The organism is Oscillospiraceae bacterium (genome assembly GCA_034925865.1).
Lineage (GTDB): Bacteria > Bacillota > Clostridia > Oscillospirales > SIG627 > SIG704.
Genome location: JAYFRN010000004.1, coordinates 25,329 through 40,934 on the forward strand (window position 1 = coordinate 25,329; position 15,606 = coordinate 40,934).

At 34.5% G+C, this 15,606-nt stretch carries 16 protein-coding genes; all 16 read left to right on the forward strand.

Annotation, left to right across the window (positions count from 1 at the left end; translation table 11 throughout):
* The 16 genes from VB118_01450 (at nucleotide 1) to VB118_01525 (ending at nucleotide 15,604) form a co-directional block, all read left to right on the forward strand.
* The gene (locus tag VB118_01450; GenBank protein MEA4831264.1) at nucleotides 1–588 is read left to right on the forward strand and encodes a sugar transferase; all 588 of its coding nucleotides are present in this window, start codon (nucleotides 1–3) and stop codon (nucleotides 586–588) included.
* A gap of 125 nt (nucleotides 589–713) precedes the next feature.
* Nucleotides 714–1,814, forward strand: coding sequence for a glycosyltransferase family 4 protein (locus VB118_01455; protein ID MEA4831265.1), 1,101 nt, complete (start codon nucleotides 714–716; stop codon nucleotides 1,812–1,814).
* Complete coding sequence (locus VB118_01460; GenBank protein MEA4831266.1) at nucleotides 1,811–2,344, forward strand: serine acetyltransferase; 534 nt, start codon at nucleotides 1,811–1,813, stop codon at nucleotides 2,342–2,344. Before VB118_01455 ends, VB118_01460 begins: the two co-directional genes overlap by 4 nt.
* On the forward strand, nucleotides 2,334–3,158 hold the full coding sequence (locus VB118_01465) for a glycosyltransferase (GenBank protein ID MEA4831267.1): 825 nt from the start codon (nucleotides 2,334–2,336) through the stop codon (nucleotides 3,156–3,158). The genes VB118_01460 and VB118_01465 overlap by 11 nt, the downstream gene beginning before the upstream one ends.
* Nucleotides 3,159–3,185: 27 nt before the next feature.
* Complete coding sequence (locus VB118_01470) at nucleotides 3,186–4,319, forward strand: EpsG family protein (GenBank protein MEA4831268.1); 1,134 nt, start codon at nucleotides 3,186–3,188, stop codon at nucleotides 4,317–4,319.
* Between the two features lie 113 nt (nucleotides 4,320–4,432).
* Nucleotides 4,433–5,551, forward strand: coding sequence for a glycosyltransferase (locus VB118_01475; GenBank protein ID MEA4831269.1), 1,119 nt, complete (start codon nucleotides 4,433–4,435; stop codon nucleotides 5,549–5,551).
* Nucleotides 5,548–6,627, forward strand: a complete 1,080-nt coding sequence (locus VB118_01480; GenBank protein ID MEA4831270.1) for a glycosyltransferase family 4 protein — start codon at nucleotides 5,548–5,550, stop codon at nucleotides 6,625–6,627. Before VB118_01475 ends, VB118_01480 begins: the two co-directional genes overlap by 4 nt.
* On the forward strand, nucleotides 6,597–7,742 hold the full coding sequence (locus tag VB118_01485; protein ID MEA4831271.1) for an acyltransferase: 1,146 nt from the start codon (nucleotides 6,597–6,599) through the stop codon (nucleotides 7,740–7,742). Before VB118_01480 ends, VB118_01485 begins: the two co-directional genes overlap by 31 nt.
* Nucleotides 7,743–7,769: 27 nt before the next feature.
* Nucleotides 7,770–8,753 carry a glycosyltransferase family 2 protein gene (locus VB118_01490; protein MEA4831272.1) on the forward strand — a complete coding sequence of 328 codons (984 nt, stop codon included), beginning with the start codon at nucleotides 7,770–7,772 and terminating at the stop codon, nucleotides 8,751–8,753.
* Nucleotides 8,754–8,792: 39 nt separating this feature from the next.
* A complete protein-coding gene (locus VB118_01495; GenBank protein ID MEA4831273.1) occupies nucleotides 8,793–9,764 on the forward strand; it encodes a glycosyltransferase in 972 nt (323 codons plus the stop codon).
* The gene (locus VB118_01500; protein ID MEA4831274.1) at nucleotides 9,761–10,666 is read left to right on the forward strand and encodes a hypothetical protein; all 906 of its coding nucleotides are present in this window, start codon (nucleotides 9,761–9,763) and stop codon (nucleotides 10,664–10,666) included. The genes VB118_01495 and VB118_01500 overlap by 4 nt, the downstream gene beginning before the upstream one ends.
* Nucleotides 10,638–11,606, forward strand: a complete 969-nt coding sequence (locus VB118_01505; protein MEA4831275.1) for a GNAT family N-acetyltransferase — start codon at nucleotides 10,638–10,640, stop codon at nucleotides 11,604–11,606. The genes VB118_01500 and VB118_01505 overlap by 29 nt, the downstream gene beginning before the upstream one ends.
* 46 nt (nucleotides 11,607–11,652) lie before the next feature.
* Nucleotides 11,653–12,420 (forward strand): glycosyltransferase, encoded by a 768-nt coding sequence (locus tag VB118_01510; GenBank protein MEA4831276.1) that lies wholly within the window; start codon nucleotides 11,653–11,655, stop codon nucleotides 12,418–12,420.
* Between the two features lie 182 nt (nucleotides 12,421–12,602).
* On the forward strand, nucleotides 12,603–13,451 hold the full coding sequence (locus VB118_01515; GenBank protein ID MEA4831277.1) for a LicD family protein: 849 nt from the start codon (nucleotides 12,603–12,605) through the stop codon (nucleotides 13,449–13,451).
* A 12-nt stretch (nucleotides 13,452–13,463) separates the two neighbouring features.
* Entirely contained in the window at nucleotides 13,464–14,417 is a 954-nt protein-coding gene (locus tag VB118_01520; protein MEA4831278.1) for a glycosyltransferase family 8 protein, read from the forward strand.
* A gap of 5 nt (nucleotides 14,418–14,422) precedes the next feature.
* Nucleotides 14,423–15,604, forward strand: coding sequence for a glycosyltransferase (locus tag VB118_01525; protein MEA4831279.1), 1,182 nt, complete (start codon nucleotides 14,423–14,425; stop codon nucleotides 15,602–15,604).
* Nucleotides 15,605–15,606: the final 2 nt, after the last annotated feature.

The following is a 15,606-nucleotide window of genomic DNA, read 5'->3' on the forward strand; positions in this document are numbered from 1 at the left end:
ATGTATAAAAAATTCATTAAAAGACTGCTTGATATAGTAATATCCTTTTTAGGACTGGTTATACTCTCGCCGGTCATGCTTATCACCGCAATACTCGTCAGAATCAAGCTGGGAAAACCAATTTTGTTCAAGCAGGTAAGGCCCGGTAAAAACGAAAAGCTATTTACAATCAAAAAATTCCGTACAATGACCAACGAGTATGACGCGTCAGGGAAAATTATGTCTGATGAAAAGCGCCTTACAAAATTTGGCCGGATTTTACGATCGACGAGCCTCGATGAGCTTCCCGAGCTTTGGAATATATTTATTGGTGAAATGAGTATTATCGGCCCGCGACCTTTGCTTGTTGAATACCTTACGCAATACACTCCGCGTCAAAAACACCGTCACGATGTTTCTCCCGGGCTGACAGGTTGGGCACAAGTCAACGGACGCAATGCACTGACCCGAGAGAAAAAAATTGAATATGACCTCGAATACATAGACAAGATGTCATTCTTGTTTGATTGTAAAATTTTCTTAAAGACAATTTCAAAAGTTTTTAAACGCGAAAACATAGAGCCGGCACCCGGAACTGAGGACGCGTAAAAATTGTAAATTAATCTATCAATCTTCAGAATAATCGGCAAAAACAACCGCAATTTGGTTAAGACAAAACCGCTGAAAACTTGCGGCTCGGTAAAAATGCCGTATAGAGAAAGGCATATCAATTTATGAGCGGCAAGCGTATACTTATTCTTTCAAACAACGGACTCGGGCTTTATAAATTCAGAAAAGAGCTCATTGAAGCGATGATTTCACATGGCAATACAGTGATCCTCGCTTTCCCATTTGATGAATATAAAGAAAGACTTACAGAAGAATTAGGTTGTGAATGCATAGATACGCCGCTTGAACGCCGCGGTACCGATCCTGCAAAAGATCTCAGTCTTTTAAACGAGTATACCCGCTTAATGAAACGCGTAAAGCCCAGCATTGTTATTACATATACGATAAAACCGAACATATACGGCGGGCTTGCCGCAAAATCAAGAAAAATACCGTATTACTCGAATATAACCGGTCTTGGCACCGCGTTTCACACAGACGGTATGATGAAAGCTCTCGTGACCGCGCTGTATAAAGCCGCGTTATCTAAAGCATCGCATGTTTTTTTTGAAAATGCTGAAAACAGGAATATATTTTTATCTCTGGGTATTATTCCTGAAAACATCACAACCATATTGAACGGCGCAGGCGTCAACACGAATTATTATTCTTTCCAAACATATCCCGATCCTGAAAGCGTTCCGATAAAATTTTTGTTCATAGGAAGGATAATGGCGGAGAAGGGAATTAACGAGCTTTTTGAAGCAGCTCGCAGAATTAAAGCAGAAAAAATAAACGCAGAGGTTAATATTGCCGGATATTTCGACGATGACTATAAAAAGCAAACCGAAGCTCTGTGCGACGAAGGAATTATCAGATATCTTGGATTTCATGACGATGTCAGACCTCTTTTAAAAGAAACACATTGTTTTATTCTTCCTTCATATCATGAAGGAATGGCAAATACCGTTCTTGAAGCCGCATCTTCCGGGCGGCCTCTGATTGTTTCTGATATAAGCGGCTGCAGAGAAGCTGTTGAAAACGGGGAAAACGGATTATTGATTGAACCACATTCTGTTGAATCGCTTTTTTCGGCCATGAAAAGCTTTGCGGAACTCTCTAATGACATACGCATATCAATGGGAGAGGAATCAAGACGCATTGCAGTAAATAAATTCGATAAAAACAAGGTCGTCGATATGGTTATGGAGGTAATAGGATTATGAGCGCTCGGGAAAAACCGTTTGCGTGCTTTCTTATAAAACATATACAGCATTACGACCATGATAAATATTGGAGAATGCGAAACGCCGTAATCGATCCGCAAAACAATACTCCGCTTTTGATCAAATATTTATATCTGCTTAAAATTAAAAAAATGGATGCGTATAACAACGCATCGCTCGGAACAGATATTGGTTACGGATCAAGGTTTGCCTCTCCACCGTCGCTTCCCCATGGTATAAGAGGAATTTTTATTCACAATAATGTTGTTGTCGGCAAAAACTGTACCATATTTCAGCAGGTCACAATCGGCGCGAGAAAACAGGCGATCGATCCCCACGACGAAGCCACGCCGATAATCGGTGACAATGTTCTCATCGGAGCAGGAGCGAAAATACTCGGCGGCATAGTGATAGGAAACGGAGTGAAAATCGGAGCAAATTGCGTGGTTACTATGGATGTTCCCGATAACGCCGTTGTTTTTTTACCTGAACCCACAGTTATTATTAGGAAAGAAGCTAATGAACACTGAAAAAAAGATCTCAGTGATAATGGGTATATATAATTGTTCATCGACGCTTGCCGCCGCAATTGAATCCATTCTTTCACAAACATATGATAATTTTGAGCTAATAATATGCGACGATGGATCTGTCGACCGGACATATGAAATTGCAAAAGCATATGCCGATATCAATCCCGAAAAAATCAAGCTGATAAAAAACAAAAAAAATATAAAGCTGGCCGCGACACTTAATCGTTGTCTGGAATATGCAAAAGGCGATTATATAGCGCGAATGGACGGAGATGATATTTCAGTCGCAGAACGCTTTGAAAAACAGACTGAATTTTTAAACACTCATCCGGAATACGACCTGGTCGGGACTCAAATGATTTCATTTGACGAAACCGGTGATGTCGGGGTCAGGGAAGTAATCGGAATTCCTGATAAAAAATGCCTCGTAACTCGCAATCCTTTCGCTCACGCAACAATAATGTGCCGCCGTAATGTCTATTCTGTATTAAAAGGTTACAGTATAGAAACGTATGCCGAAAGATGCGAAGACATGGAGCTTTGGTTCAGATTCTTTGCGCACGGTTTCAAAGGTTATAATCTACAGCTTCCGCTTTATAAAGTGAGAGAAACGGCGGCTGATTATAAAAGAAGGAAGCTTAAATACGGATTTGGAGCGTCAAAAGTGCTTATAAAAGGATACCGGCTTCTCGGATATCCGTTATATTTATATCCCTTCGCATTAAAGCCGATACTCGCTTATGCACTTCCGACATCAATTATGAAAGCATATCACAACAAAAACGATAAAAACACAGCGTCTGCCAATTGAACCTATGACGCCGCGGAGGAAAAGAAATTGCTCGTATACATCCTTCTGATATTCGCTGTTATGGCGGTTTCTATGATAGATATAAAAATACACAGCAGAAGGAACGTCGTAAACAGCGTATTATCGAATACAGTTGACATAGTGTCCGCTCCGGTAAGGCCTTCATGGTTTGCGACAATTCTGATAATCGCGCTGCTTACCGTAATTGCCGGATGGAGGAGTTTTGTCGGAACTGATTATAGCAACTATATAGACTGTTATACGGTTTTCTCGGGATGGTCATACGCGGATGCATTCAAGGAATCAGAGCCGCTTTTCACCGTACTTAATATTTTTGTCAAGGATGTATTCGATAATTATATTGGCGTTTTCGCAATCTCCGGATTTTTAACCGTTGTCTGTCTTGTACTTTCAATCAGGTATTATTCATCAAATTTTTCATTGTCTGTATACCTGATGTTTACGTCTATGGTATATTTCAGCTCGTTTAACGGCGTACGCCAGAGGTTAGCGGCTATGATCATAATGCTTGCATATCCGCTGATCAGGAAGAAGAAATATGTCTGGCTGTTAATTGTGATTTTTATTGCATCGCTGATACACGCCTCATCAATTTATATGATTGCTTTTATCTTATTTTCATATACCAAGGCATGGTCAAAATTTACAGGGATAACGATTTCATGTTTCATGCTTGCTTTTGTGTTTTATCAGCCGTTTGCGGGTATAATTTTCAAGCTGCTTGAAACATTTAAAAGTACTTATACATCATATGAGACGGAGCTTACTCAGACAGGCTTCGGAGCAAACGCGTTAAGATTCATCTTTTTGGGGATACCGGTTATTCTCAGCTATATTTTCTATGATTCGCTGAAAAAGACACGCCCGGATATTGATATTTTAATAAATTTTTCGCTGTTGAATTCACTTTTTATGTTTCTCGCGATACGCCATTGGCTTTTCGCAAGGTTCAATATTTTTCTAGATATATTTAATATTTTGTTATGGCCTGAAATTATAAAGGTGCTTCAGCCTAAGGAAAAGGTATTTATCGGATATATAGTAACTCTCGTATTTTTCATATATATGTGTCTTATGCTTAAAACCGAATCGAATCTTTTACCGTATAAATCATGGCTTTGGAGTTATGTCAGTATATAAACATAAGAATGAGTGAAATTATCAAGACAGCAAGTTTCGTACTTTTGCGGTCATAGTACCAGCGATTTTACAAGCTCAGCCGCTATAAAATGTTGAAAGGCATAATCTTAAATATGAAAAAAATCCTGTTTATGATTCCTACGCTCATGCATGGCGGCGCCGAAAAGGTCCTTGTCAACCTTGTCAATAATTTAAGCCGGGAAAAATACGATATAACATTGATGACTCTTTTTGATGAGGGAGTAAATAAACAATATTTAAAAAAAGATATTAAATATAAATATGTTTTCAAGCATATTTTCAAGGGCAACACAAAGATATTAAAGCTTTTTTCGCCACAAGCACTTTATAAAAGATTTATTAAAGACAAATATGATATTGCAGTTTCTTATCTGGAGGGACCGACCGCAAGGATTATTTCCGGATGCCCGAATAAATCGACAAAGCTTGTCAGCTGGATACATATCGAACAAGAAAATGAAAAAATATTTGCGTACAGCTTCAGAACCGTCAGTGAAGCTCGAAAATGCTATAATAGGTTCGACAGAATCGTATGCGTTTCTGATACCGTAAAAAAGGACTTTGAAAAATTATTACCATTTGAAATGAAACATCCTATTGATGTGATATACAATATAAACGAAACGGATGCAATATGCGTTAAAGCAAAAGAACAGGTGGAAGATATCGTTTTTGATAAAAATACAGTGAACATCGTTTCTGTGGCAAAAATAATGAAGACGAAAGGCTATGACCGCCTTGCTGCTGCACATAAAAGATTGATCGGTGAAGGATATATACATCATATATATATTCTCGGTATCGGAGAGGAAAAAGAGAACATTCAAAAGTATATCGATGAAAACGGGCTCGGTTCCTCGTTTACTTTTCTCGGCTTCCGCGACAATCCATATAAGTACGTTTTAAAATGTGACTTATATGTATGCTCGTCGCGCAGGGAAGGCTTCAGCACAGCGGTAACAGAGGCTTTGATTCTCGGCATTCCTGTCGTCAGCACACGGTGTTCAGGAGCAGAGGAGCTTTTAGGTAAAAACAATGAATTCGGTATCATCGTAGATAACTCCGAGGAAGGAATTTATCTCGGGATGAAAAAGCTGCTTTCTGATAAAAACGCACTTGCCGAATACAAAAAAGCGGCGCGGAAGCGCGGAGCTTCTTTCGTAAAGAGCGAGGTTTTAAAAGCAAACGAGGATTTTTTTGACAGCATATGATTAGAAATATAGCATTTTTAACCGGCAGCATGTCGAAATCCGGCGGCACGACAAAGGCTGTATCGCTTATTGCCTCTGAACTGGCAAAAGAACCTGAATATTGTGTGTATATAGTCGATCTTTTCAATTTTGAAAAGAAACCATATTTTGATATAGCCGGAAATGTAAGCTATTCGACTTTGAATGGCGGCTCGGTATTGAAAAATATTTCGCTTTTAAGAAGATATATATTGAAAAAGAAGATAAACGTCATCATCTGCGTAGAGGCGATGATGGGAATTTATTCTATGCCCGCTGCGCTTTTTACAAAAACAAAGCAAATCATCTGGGAACACGGCAATTTTTATCAGAAACAATGTTCTTCGATCGATAAAGTGCGCGCGCTTGAATACAAGCTTTGTGATTATTACATTACTTTGACAGAACGGGATAAAAGCAATTTTATATCTCATTTCAAAGGAAAATGTAAAACTGATTATATATATAATCCCGTTGAATATTCTTCAGAACGAGCTTCATATGATTTGGCTTCTAAAAAGCTTCTTACTGTCGGGATAATCAGAAAAATTAAAGGCTATGACATGCTCTGCGATGCCGCGAGGATTATTTTTGACGCTCACCCGGACTGGACATGGGAAATATACGGAAGAGACGATTTTGAACCAGAAACAACAGCGGAATTGAAAGAAAAGATATCCAGGCTGAAGCTTGATAAGAATTTATTTCTGATGGGTACGACTCACGATATGCCCTCAGTGTATAAAAGCGCCGCTATATATGTCATGACATCGAGAATGGAAGGCCTTCCAATGGTATTGCTTGAAGCAAAATCCTTCGGCCTTCCGCTAATCAGCTTTGATATAATGACAGGACCCTCGGAAATTATATCGAACGATGTAAACGGATATTTGGTAGAAGAAGAAAATACGTCAGAGCTAGCCGCACATATTTGCGAGTTGATTGATAATCCGCAAAAACGGATCGAATTTTCAAATAACGCGAAAAGCGGTATTGAGAGATTTTCAATTGAAGTCATTATGAATAAATGGATGAAAATAATCGGAGAATTAATATGAGCAAGGTTCCTGAATATGGTAAAAGAAATGTAAATATTGAAATGCTGAGAATTATATCAATGATATTCATTATTCTTGGTCATGCTATGTTATATGGAATTGATGCAGGAAACATTTCAGGTTCTTTATATTACATATACAGTTTTTTAAGAATAATATCGATACCGTTTTTAAATGTATATGTGATTATAAGCGGGTACTTTCTTGTGAATTCGGGTTTTAAAATCAAAAAGATTTTTCTGTTTTGGATTCAGACATTCTTTTATTCTCTTGCACTATATTTGTTAATTTCATTATTGACCGGAACCCAAATCTCAATTAAGACTTTGTTATATTCATCATTACCTATATCTGGCAACAGATATTGGTTTTCTCGAGTGTATTTTGGTATGTATATACTTTCACCGTTTTTTTCTGTTTTTCTAAAAGCAATGACAAAACGACAATATAAACTGTTTTTGTGGATAATTACTTCTTTGTTTTGTTTATGGAGAATGATTATTCCGTTTGCAACTACATTAAATTCAGAAGGCGGAAACAGCATAATTTGGTTTTTTACACTTTATGCATATGCTGGATATCTTCGTCTTCATTTCAACCGAAATTTTAACTATAAAAAATTATTCTTATTGTTCTGCGCTTCTCAACTAGTTACATATATAGGATATCTTTTCATTAATTTTCTATCAAATAGTATAGGTCTTGCAGGAAAAGGATCATCAATTATTACTGAGTATACTTCAATAACCGTATTGGCAAGTTCATTACTTATATTTTTGACTGCATTAAATATGGATCAAATAAAATCCAAAAAGATCCAAAATGCTATATATTATTTCTCTAACTCAAGTTACTCAGTGTATTTGATTCATGAAAATCCGGATGTCAGGGGATTATTATGGAGCAACACTTTATATATGCTAAATCCTTATTTAACAATGGGTATATCTTTAATTTTCTCTCCGTTGCTGTATATTCTTTGCATGTTGATTGATAAAATCTCATGGAAACCAATATATAATATATTAAATAAAATACAATGGATGCCTGTCCAAAAGAAAATAGATAATATAATGGAAAATCAAGTAAACTTGCAGACATATAAACACGATTAACCGTTTAAATGAGGTAAATGTATAATTATGTTGATATCGGTCATAGTTCCCGTATACAAAGTCGAGAAATATCTTCGCAGATGTGTGGATTCAGTAATTAATCAAACTTATAGGGATTTAGAAATTATTCTAGTTGACGACGGATCTCCAGACAACTGCGGTGCTATATGCGATGAATATGCCACGCTTGATAAGAGAATAAAAGTGATACATAAAGAAAACGGGGGCGTTTCGGATGCAAGAAACGCCGGAATTAATGCATCCTCCGGCTTTTTCATTTCATTTATAGATTCTGATGATTATGTTTCTGATAATTATATATTGAATTTATATAAAGGTATATCAGATAATGACTGCGATATGTGTATATCAGGATGTAGATATATAGATGAAAATCTAAATTTTATAAATGCAAGAATCTCGAAAAAGAATATATATAACACTGAAGACTTTATTGACAAATTTGATGATACATCATTATTCGGATATTCATGTTCAAAAATGTATGTTTCTTCAATAATTAAAAATCACAATATCGAATTCAATATAAAAATGACTTTACGCGAAGATATGGATTTTAATATTAAATATTTGTCGAATGTTAAAAAGATTTCTGTTATCAATGATACATCCTATAATTATTTACAGAGAAAAAGCAGCGCACTCAATAATACGGATTGCAGTAATATAGAAAAAAAAATTAAATCATGCGAACTTCTATGCGAGACTATAAGAAACAAAAATAATGTTATTAGTAAAAAAGCTGCTTCTGATATAATCACTTGCTTTTTATTTGACATTTCATGCGAAATTATTAAAACTACAAATTTAAATATTGCCATAAAATATGAAATGTTATCAAGGATTTATAAGAATGAAGTGTATAAAAATCTAGTCATATATTCCGTGGATAAGCCATTGTTTATTATAATATATATAATTACGCTTAAGATTAAATGCTACAAATTATTTTATTGCCTTTACCATGTCTATATCAAACATAATGTTTGATCGTATAAATTAAACTTAGTAGTAAAAGGAGAATGGGTTATGCTAATATCAGTCATTGTTCCTGTATATAAAGTTGAACCATACATACATAGATGTGTTGATTCAATTATAAATCAAACCTATAATGATCTTGAAATAATACTAGTTGACGACGGTTCTCCGGACAACTGCGGTGCTATATGCGAAGAATATGCGAAGCTTGATAAAAGAATTAAAGTGATTCATAAAGAAAACGGCGGTCTTTCATCTGCAAGAAACGCAGGGCTTGATATTGCTCAAGGAGATTATATAGCGTTTGTCGACAGTGACGATTATATAGAGCTTAATATGTATGAGAATCTATTTAAAAATTCAAATGATTATCATGCCGATATTTCAGTTGGCGGTGTGATTGACTGTATTGACAACGGAAAAGAAATAAAAATCGTCAAAACTTCCGATGTAAAAGGTATCAATGTGGAATGCCTCGATAAAGAAGCCGCTATAAAACGGTATTTACTCGGTTCATGGTCTTCATGGAATAAAATATACGCAAAAAGCGTATTTGACAATATCAGATTTCCTGTCGGTAAGATAAACGAAGACGAAAATATCGCGCTGCTGCTTCTTGAAAAATGTCATAGAGTTGTTTATACTACAAAGCCCTTTTATCACTATATACGCCGCGAAAACAGCATAACAACCGTTCCATTTTCAGAAAAACGCTTTGCATGGTATGATAACTGCAAAAACAATCTCGAATACACAAAGCTTCATCATCCTTCAATCGCCGAAGCCGCCGAAGCAAGGTTTCTCGATTGTTTACTCTATTATGTTCGTGAGATTACTTTAGCTGAAAATTCAAAGACTTTTGAAACCAGATTGAAACAAGTAATTATAGAAATAACAGAGAATAAAAAGTTGTATTCCAAGAATAAATATCTATCATTCAGGTCGAAGTTGACCGCCAAAGCTGTAATTTACGGTTACAGACAATATAAGAATTTAATTTTGAGAAGGCATGGAAGATGAACAAGTTTCTTTCAGAAGAATGGCAGGTGTTTTACAGAAAACGTAAGTCTGATATATTAAATGACACCGATAACAGTAAATTCAATATTATTAGAGGCAATTTTAGGTATTGGTGCGCTGATCCGTTTATTATAGAAGAAAACGGCAAAGCGTTTGTATTTGCCGAAATGTATGATAGATTGAAGCATAAAGGAGCTATCGGATACTGTATATTATCAGAAAATGGCAATTATTCGCCATGGAAAAAAGTATTGGAATGTCCGTGGCATTTATCATATCCATTTATATATAAAAGAGGCGGAGACTTTTATATGATTCCCGAATCATATGTATCCGGGAAAGTATCTATTTATAAAGCGGCTGCTTTTCCCGAAAAATGGGAAGAAATAAAAGTGATAGCTAATTGTCCATGCGTTGATACGACAATTCAAGAAATTAATAATAAGAAATATATATTTACAACAATTTGCGAAAACGAAAAAACTGTTATTTCATCATTCAATGATGAAATGTTCGATCCAAACAAGGCGCAGGTTATAAACAATAAATACAATCAGGCACGCTCAGCTGGAAAATTTTTTACTCATGATGAAATGTTGATAAGGCCGGCACAGGATTGTACCGGAGAATACGGTAAAGCCATAAATCTTTATATACCGGCTATCTCTAACGGTATTTATTCAGAAAAACTTCTGAAAAAAATAACAGCAGATCAGATTAATACAAATGAGCGGATAAAAGCGGCAGGTATACATACATATAATTTATCCGAGCATTATGAAGTTATCGATATAAAACGATATAGTTTTAATTTGGTTTGGTTTATTATTCGTCCCTTTGATTATCTCAAAAGAAGGATAAATAGGTTATTCAATGATAGAAATAAAGAAAATAACTCTTGAAAACGATTTTGATGAGTTGATAGCCTTATTCAATGCCGGTCTCGGTGAAACGACAAAGGAGCATTGGAAATGGAAATGTTTTTGTGAATCGGGATTCAAGAAGCAGGAAGTATTTACGGCTTATGATACCGAAGCTCACAAAACCATGGGTATGATGTCATTTTTCCCCGAAAGATACAATAAAAATGGGAATACTCTTGATGTTGTTCAGATGTGCGATTTGGTTGTAGCTCCTGAGTATAGAGGAAAAGGGATAATGACCAGCCTGTATTCTTTTGCGGAGAATTATTATAAGTGCATTGATGTATTTATGGGATTTCCAAATGATTGTTCGCATAAAAGATTTTTTAAATACGGATTTATAAATATTTGTGAAATGCATATATATAATACTCATTATCATTATTTTACAAAAAAACTAAAAGACGGTTTAGTGGCTCATATTGGCCCTTATTCGCTTACAAAGTATTCCTATGTTCCTGATTCAATAGAAGCTGTAGATAAAAAATCAAATATTTCGTCAGAATACTGGCGGATAACAAAAAGCCATGCATTATATGAATATAAATATAATAAAAATCCGGATACAAAGTACATTACATTTGTAATTGCAAAAGACTCTTCGCCCGAGGCATATTTTATCGGTAGCTTAAACAAAGGAAGATTGACGACGGCTTTTAATATTTACGATTGGAATATTTCAAATATGCTGGCATCAGATACTGATAACTTAAAGCAAATATTTCTTAAAATGAGACCGATTGCAAACCGTATTTACATATGGGGCAACTATAATCAGAAAATATTTAGCATGCTCAACGGTATTGGCTTTGAAAAGCAGCAAGGATCATCTTCAAGAATGATAATGAAAATATTTACTCCTGGCATAAAAATTGATTCTTCCGAATGGTTTATCACAAGAATTGATACTGATTACTAAAATTTGAGAAATTATGAAAATACTCTTCACGTAGGAGTTATTAGGTATGATACCAAAAACAATTCATTATATATGGTTTGGCAATAAACCGCTTTCACCATTAACGCAGAAGTGTATAAGAAGTTGGCAAAAATATTTACCGGATTATGAAATTAAATTATGGAATGAGAATAATTTTGATATATCAATGAATAGGTTTTGCAAAGAAGCGTATGAACAAAAAAAATATGCTTTTGTCAGTGATTATGTGCGTATTTATTTACTCTATTATTATGGAGGAATATATATGGATACTGATGTTGAAGTCGTGAAACCTTTTCCTGATGAGTTTATTAATTGTGAAGCTTTTTCCGGGTTTGAATCAACAAAAACGATTCCAACAGGAATAATGGCATCGAAAGCATACCATCCGTTTTTTAAAGAATTATTGGCATATTATGATAATATTTCTTTTGTCCTCAATGACGGACAACTAAATACAACAACTAATGTAAAAATAATAACTGATATATGTCTGAACCATGGATTTTTACCGAATGGGAAAAAACAAGTAATAAGTGGTTTTACATTATATCCTCAGACATATTTTTGCCCATTGTCACACGATTCTGCAGAAACATTATTTTCGGATAATACATATACAATACATCATTTTAATGGTTCTTGGTGCGATAGAAAGACACAGTTTGTGGGTAATTGGTACAGAAAATATCAACCAAAATATAAAAAAATATATGGAGAAAATATAGCGCTTATTATTTATAAGTGTTTATATAATTATTTTAGAATTTTAGATAATATAAATCCGAAGTGAGCAGATCACAGATCCGTTGACGGATATATTGTTGACAATTCCGTTGATGGGATTTATAATGGTTTAGTAAAAGCACTTACCGACAAACAAAAAACCGCGTTGCTTTCACCCGGAAACGTATCCCGCATTACCGACAACGAGATTAAATATAAGTATTTTATACAAATAATCGGAGAAAAGAAATGACGGACGAGTACGGAAATCTTGAATTACATAAGGTGCTGCTTGCGGCAATGAAGGATATAGATAAAATATGTCGCGAAAACGGGCTGAGATATTATCTTTATGCTGGCACTTTACTTGGCGCGGTTAATTTTAAAGGCTTTATCCCCTGGGATGATGATGTTGATATAGTGATGCTCTCAAATGATTATAATAAATTCAAATCCATAATTGAAAGAGATTATGGCGAACGATACAAAATGATGACATTTGATAATACTGCAAACTGGTATAGCAAAATGTCAAAATTACAAGTGTTGGGAACTGAAATAATAACGAATAACGGTGAAGCCGCTCCGATTTTCGTTGACATATCAACACTTCACAACATGCCGGATAATAAGCTCTCAATGTTAATTCAAAGAAAGAAAATTGAATTTTATAATTTGTCTTTGGCTGTTTTATCAGGTGCAGTCATTCCTACATCATTAAAATCCAAATTAACTATTGGACAAATGGCAAAGCAGGGTAAAGACAAATTAGGTAAAAAATTAGACACAGCTTTATGCAGATACGACAGAAAACGCACAAAATATGTTGGCATAATGTGCAATACAATATGCCCGAATCCTTATACTGGGAAATGCGGATATATAACTGACAGAACAGAAATTAATTGGCATGATAATCCGCGTTATGTTGAATTTGAGGATACAAAATTAATGACTATTTCAAATATTGAAGATTATCTTGATTGGCAATACGGGACTAAATGGAGAGAACCGTATCCCAAAGAAAAACGGATAACAAAACATAATGTTCGGGAGTATCAAATAGATTCAAAAGTACGTGAATGGATTGGAAAATAATTGAGGTAAAATATGAACGTTATTTATTCCAGTGATAATAATTACGCAAGACATGCCGGCATATCGATAATGTCATTATATGACCACAACAAAGATTTTAATGAGGTTAATGTTTTTCTTATTAATGATGGAATCGCTGAGGATAACAAAAACAATTTAAATAATATTGCCTCTTCATATGGCAGGAAAATAACATTCATTGACTTTTCTAAGTACAAAGCTAGACTCATTTTGAATAATAAATGGGAATTGCCGATCAGCGCATATGCAAGGCTTTTTATTTCTGAAATGGTGCCGGAAAGTATTGATAAAATACTGTATCTTGATTGCGATATTATAATAAATGACAGTCTTTCGGATTTATGGAACATAGATATGAAAGGATGTACAATAGCAGCGGTTGAGGATGTTGCTTCTTGCGTTTTTCAAAGCGAAACTGGTATAGATGAGAAATTTAGATATTTTTGTTCTGGTGTGATTTTAATTGATTTGAAAAAGTGGCGTGATATAAAAGTTCAGGAAAAGCTTTTAAAATATCTTGACAGTCGTAACGGAATTGTCAGGCATCATGATCAGACTATATTGAATGGTGTGTTTTGGAATGATTGCTTTATGCTTCATCCGAGGTACGACGCGTTATCACCGACTTTTATAATGTCATATGAAAACTTAAAAGCATATTTCAAATTATGGGATAGATATTATACAAAAAAGGAAATTCGCGAATCAATCAAGAATCCGGCAATTATTCATTATACATCTTCAAATATAGGGCGTCCATGGGAGAATAAAGCTCATCCGCTTTCATATAAATACAAGTATTATTGGGACAAGTCTCCGTGGAAAGATGCTCCTTGGGGGACATTTAAGCCGACATATGATAAAGTTCAAAGGCGTACATATTGGCTTTACCAGCATGTACCTGTAAAAATAATCAATTTTGTAGCGAAAAAGAATAAAGGATAATATTTATGGACGAGATAATAAAAAAGAAAATTGCGATTGTCTTTTCTTATTTAATTGTTGGGGGAACAGAAGAGTCTCTTATTAATTTTATTAATTCAATAGATAGAAATAGATATGAAATAACTTTATTCACAAGAAGAATACCAGAAAATTATTTAAAGCGATTGGAAGGTAAAGTGAAAATATGTTATATAACAGGCACAGATATAATTGATTATGATGGAAATATTATTAAGGATAATACGATAAAAAAAGTTATCATCAATATAATATTCAAAATAAAACTTCATATAACAAAAAATAATTATAAAAAAAATCTTTTTGCTTATAAGACTTTACCCAAGTATAGAGAAGCTTTCGATTGTGCTATAGCATATAAAGCGAATTATATTGAACCCCCTATATTATTATCAATTTTAAATACAAAAAAGAAGATTACATGGGTTCATAGTGAACTTTCTAGTAATATAGTTACAATTAAAGAGTATTCAAACTGTCTAAACAGTTTTGACAAAATATTTTGCGTATCGCAAAGATTAAAGCAGATACTTATTAAGTATTATCCTCAAACATGTAAAAAATCTGAGGTGTTCTATAATATTCTTGATATTAAAAAAATTACAGATAAATCTTCTGAGCGAATAGATGAAAATGACTTGTTTATTGATAATACAATAAACATAGTAACTGTCGGAAGAATTTCTGGAGAAAAAGGGTATGACAGAATACCGGATGTTATGAAGCAATTAGTTGATAATAATTATAAAATTAAATGGATAATAATCGGTGACGGTCCTGATCGTGAAAGAATCGAAAATTTGATAAAAGAGCATAATGTAGAAAATAATGTTGTTTTGCTTGGAACTAGGGAAAATCCTTATCCATATATGAGAGCCTGTGATATTTATGTTCAGCCATCATACACTGAAGGATATTGTACGACAACATACGAAGCAAAAATATTGCATAAGCCTGTTGTTACTACCGATGTTCCTGGAATGCGGGAACAATTCGAAAGCGGTAAAAACGGTCTTATAGCTGAATCAAGTGTCGACGGATTATATGATGGCATAAAAAAATTAATAGACGAGCCGGAGCTTCGTGAAAAATTCATACATAATCTCGAGAATGAATCGATGGATAATTCCGGAGAAATTGAAAAACTCTATAAATTTATTGAGGAATGATA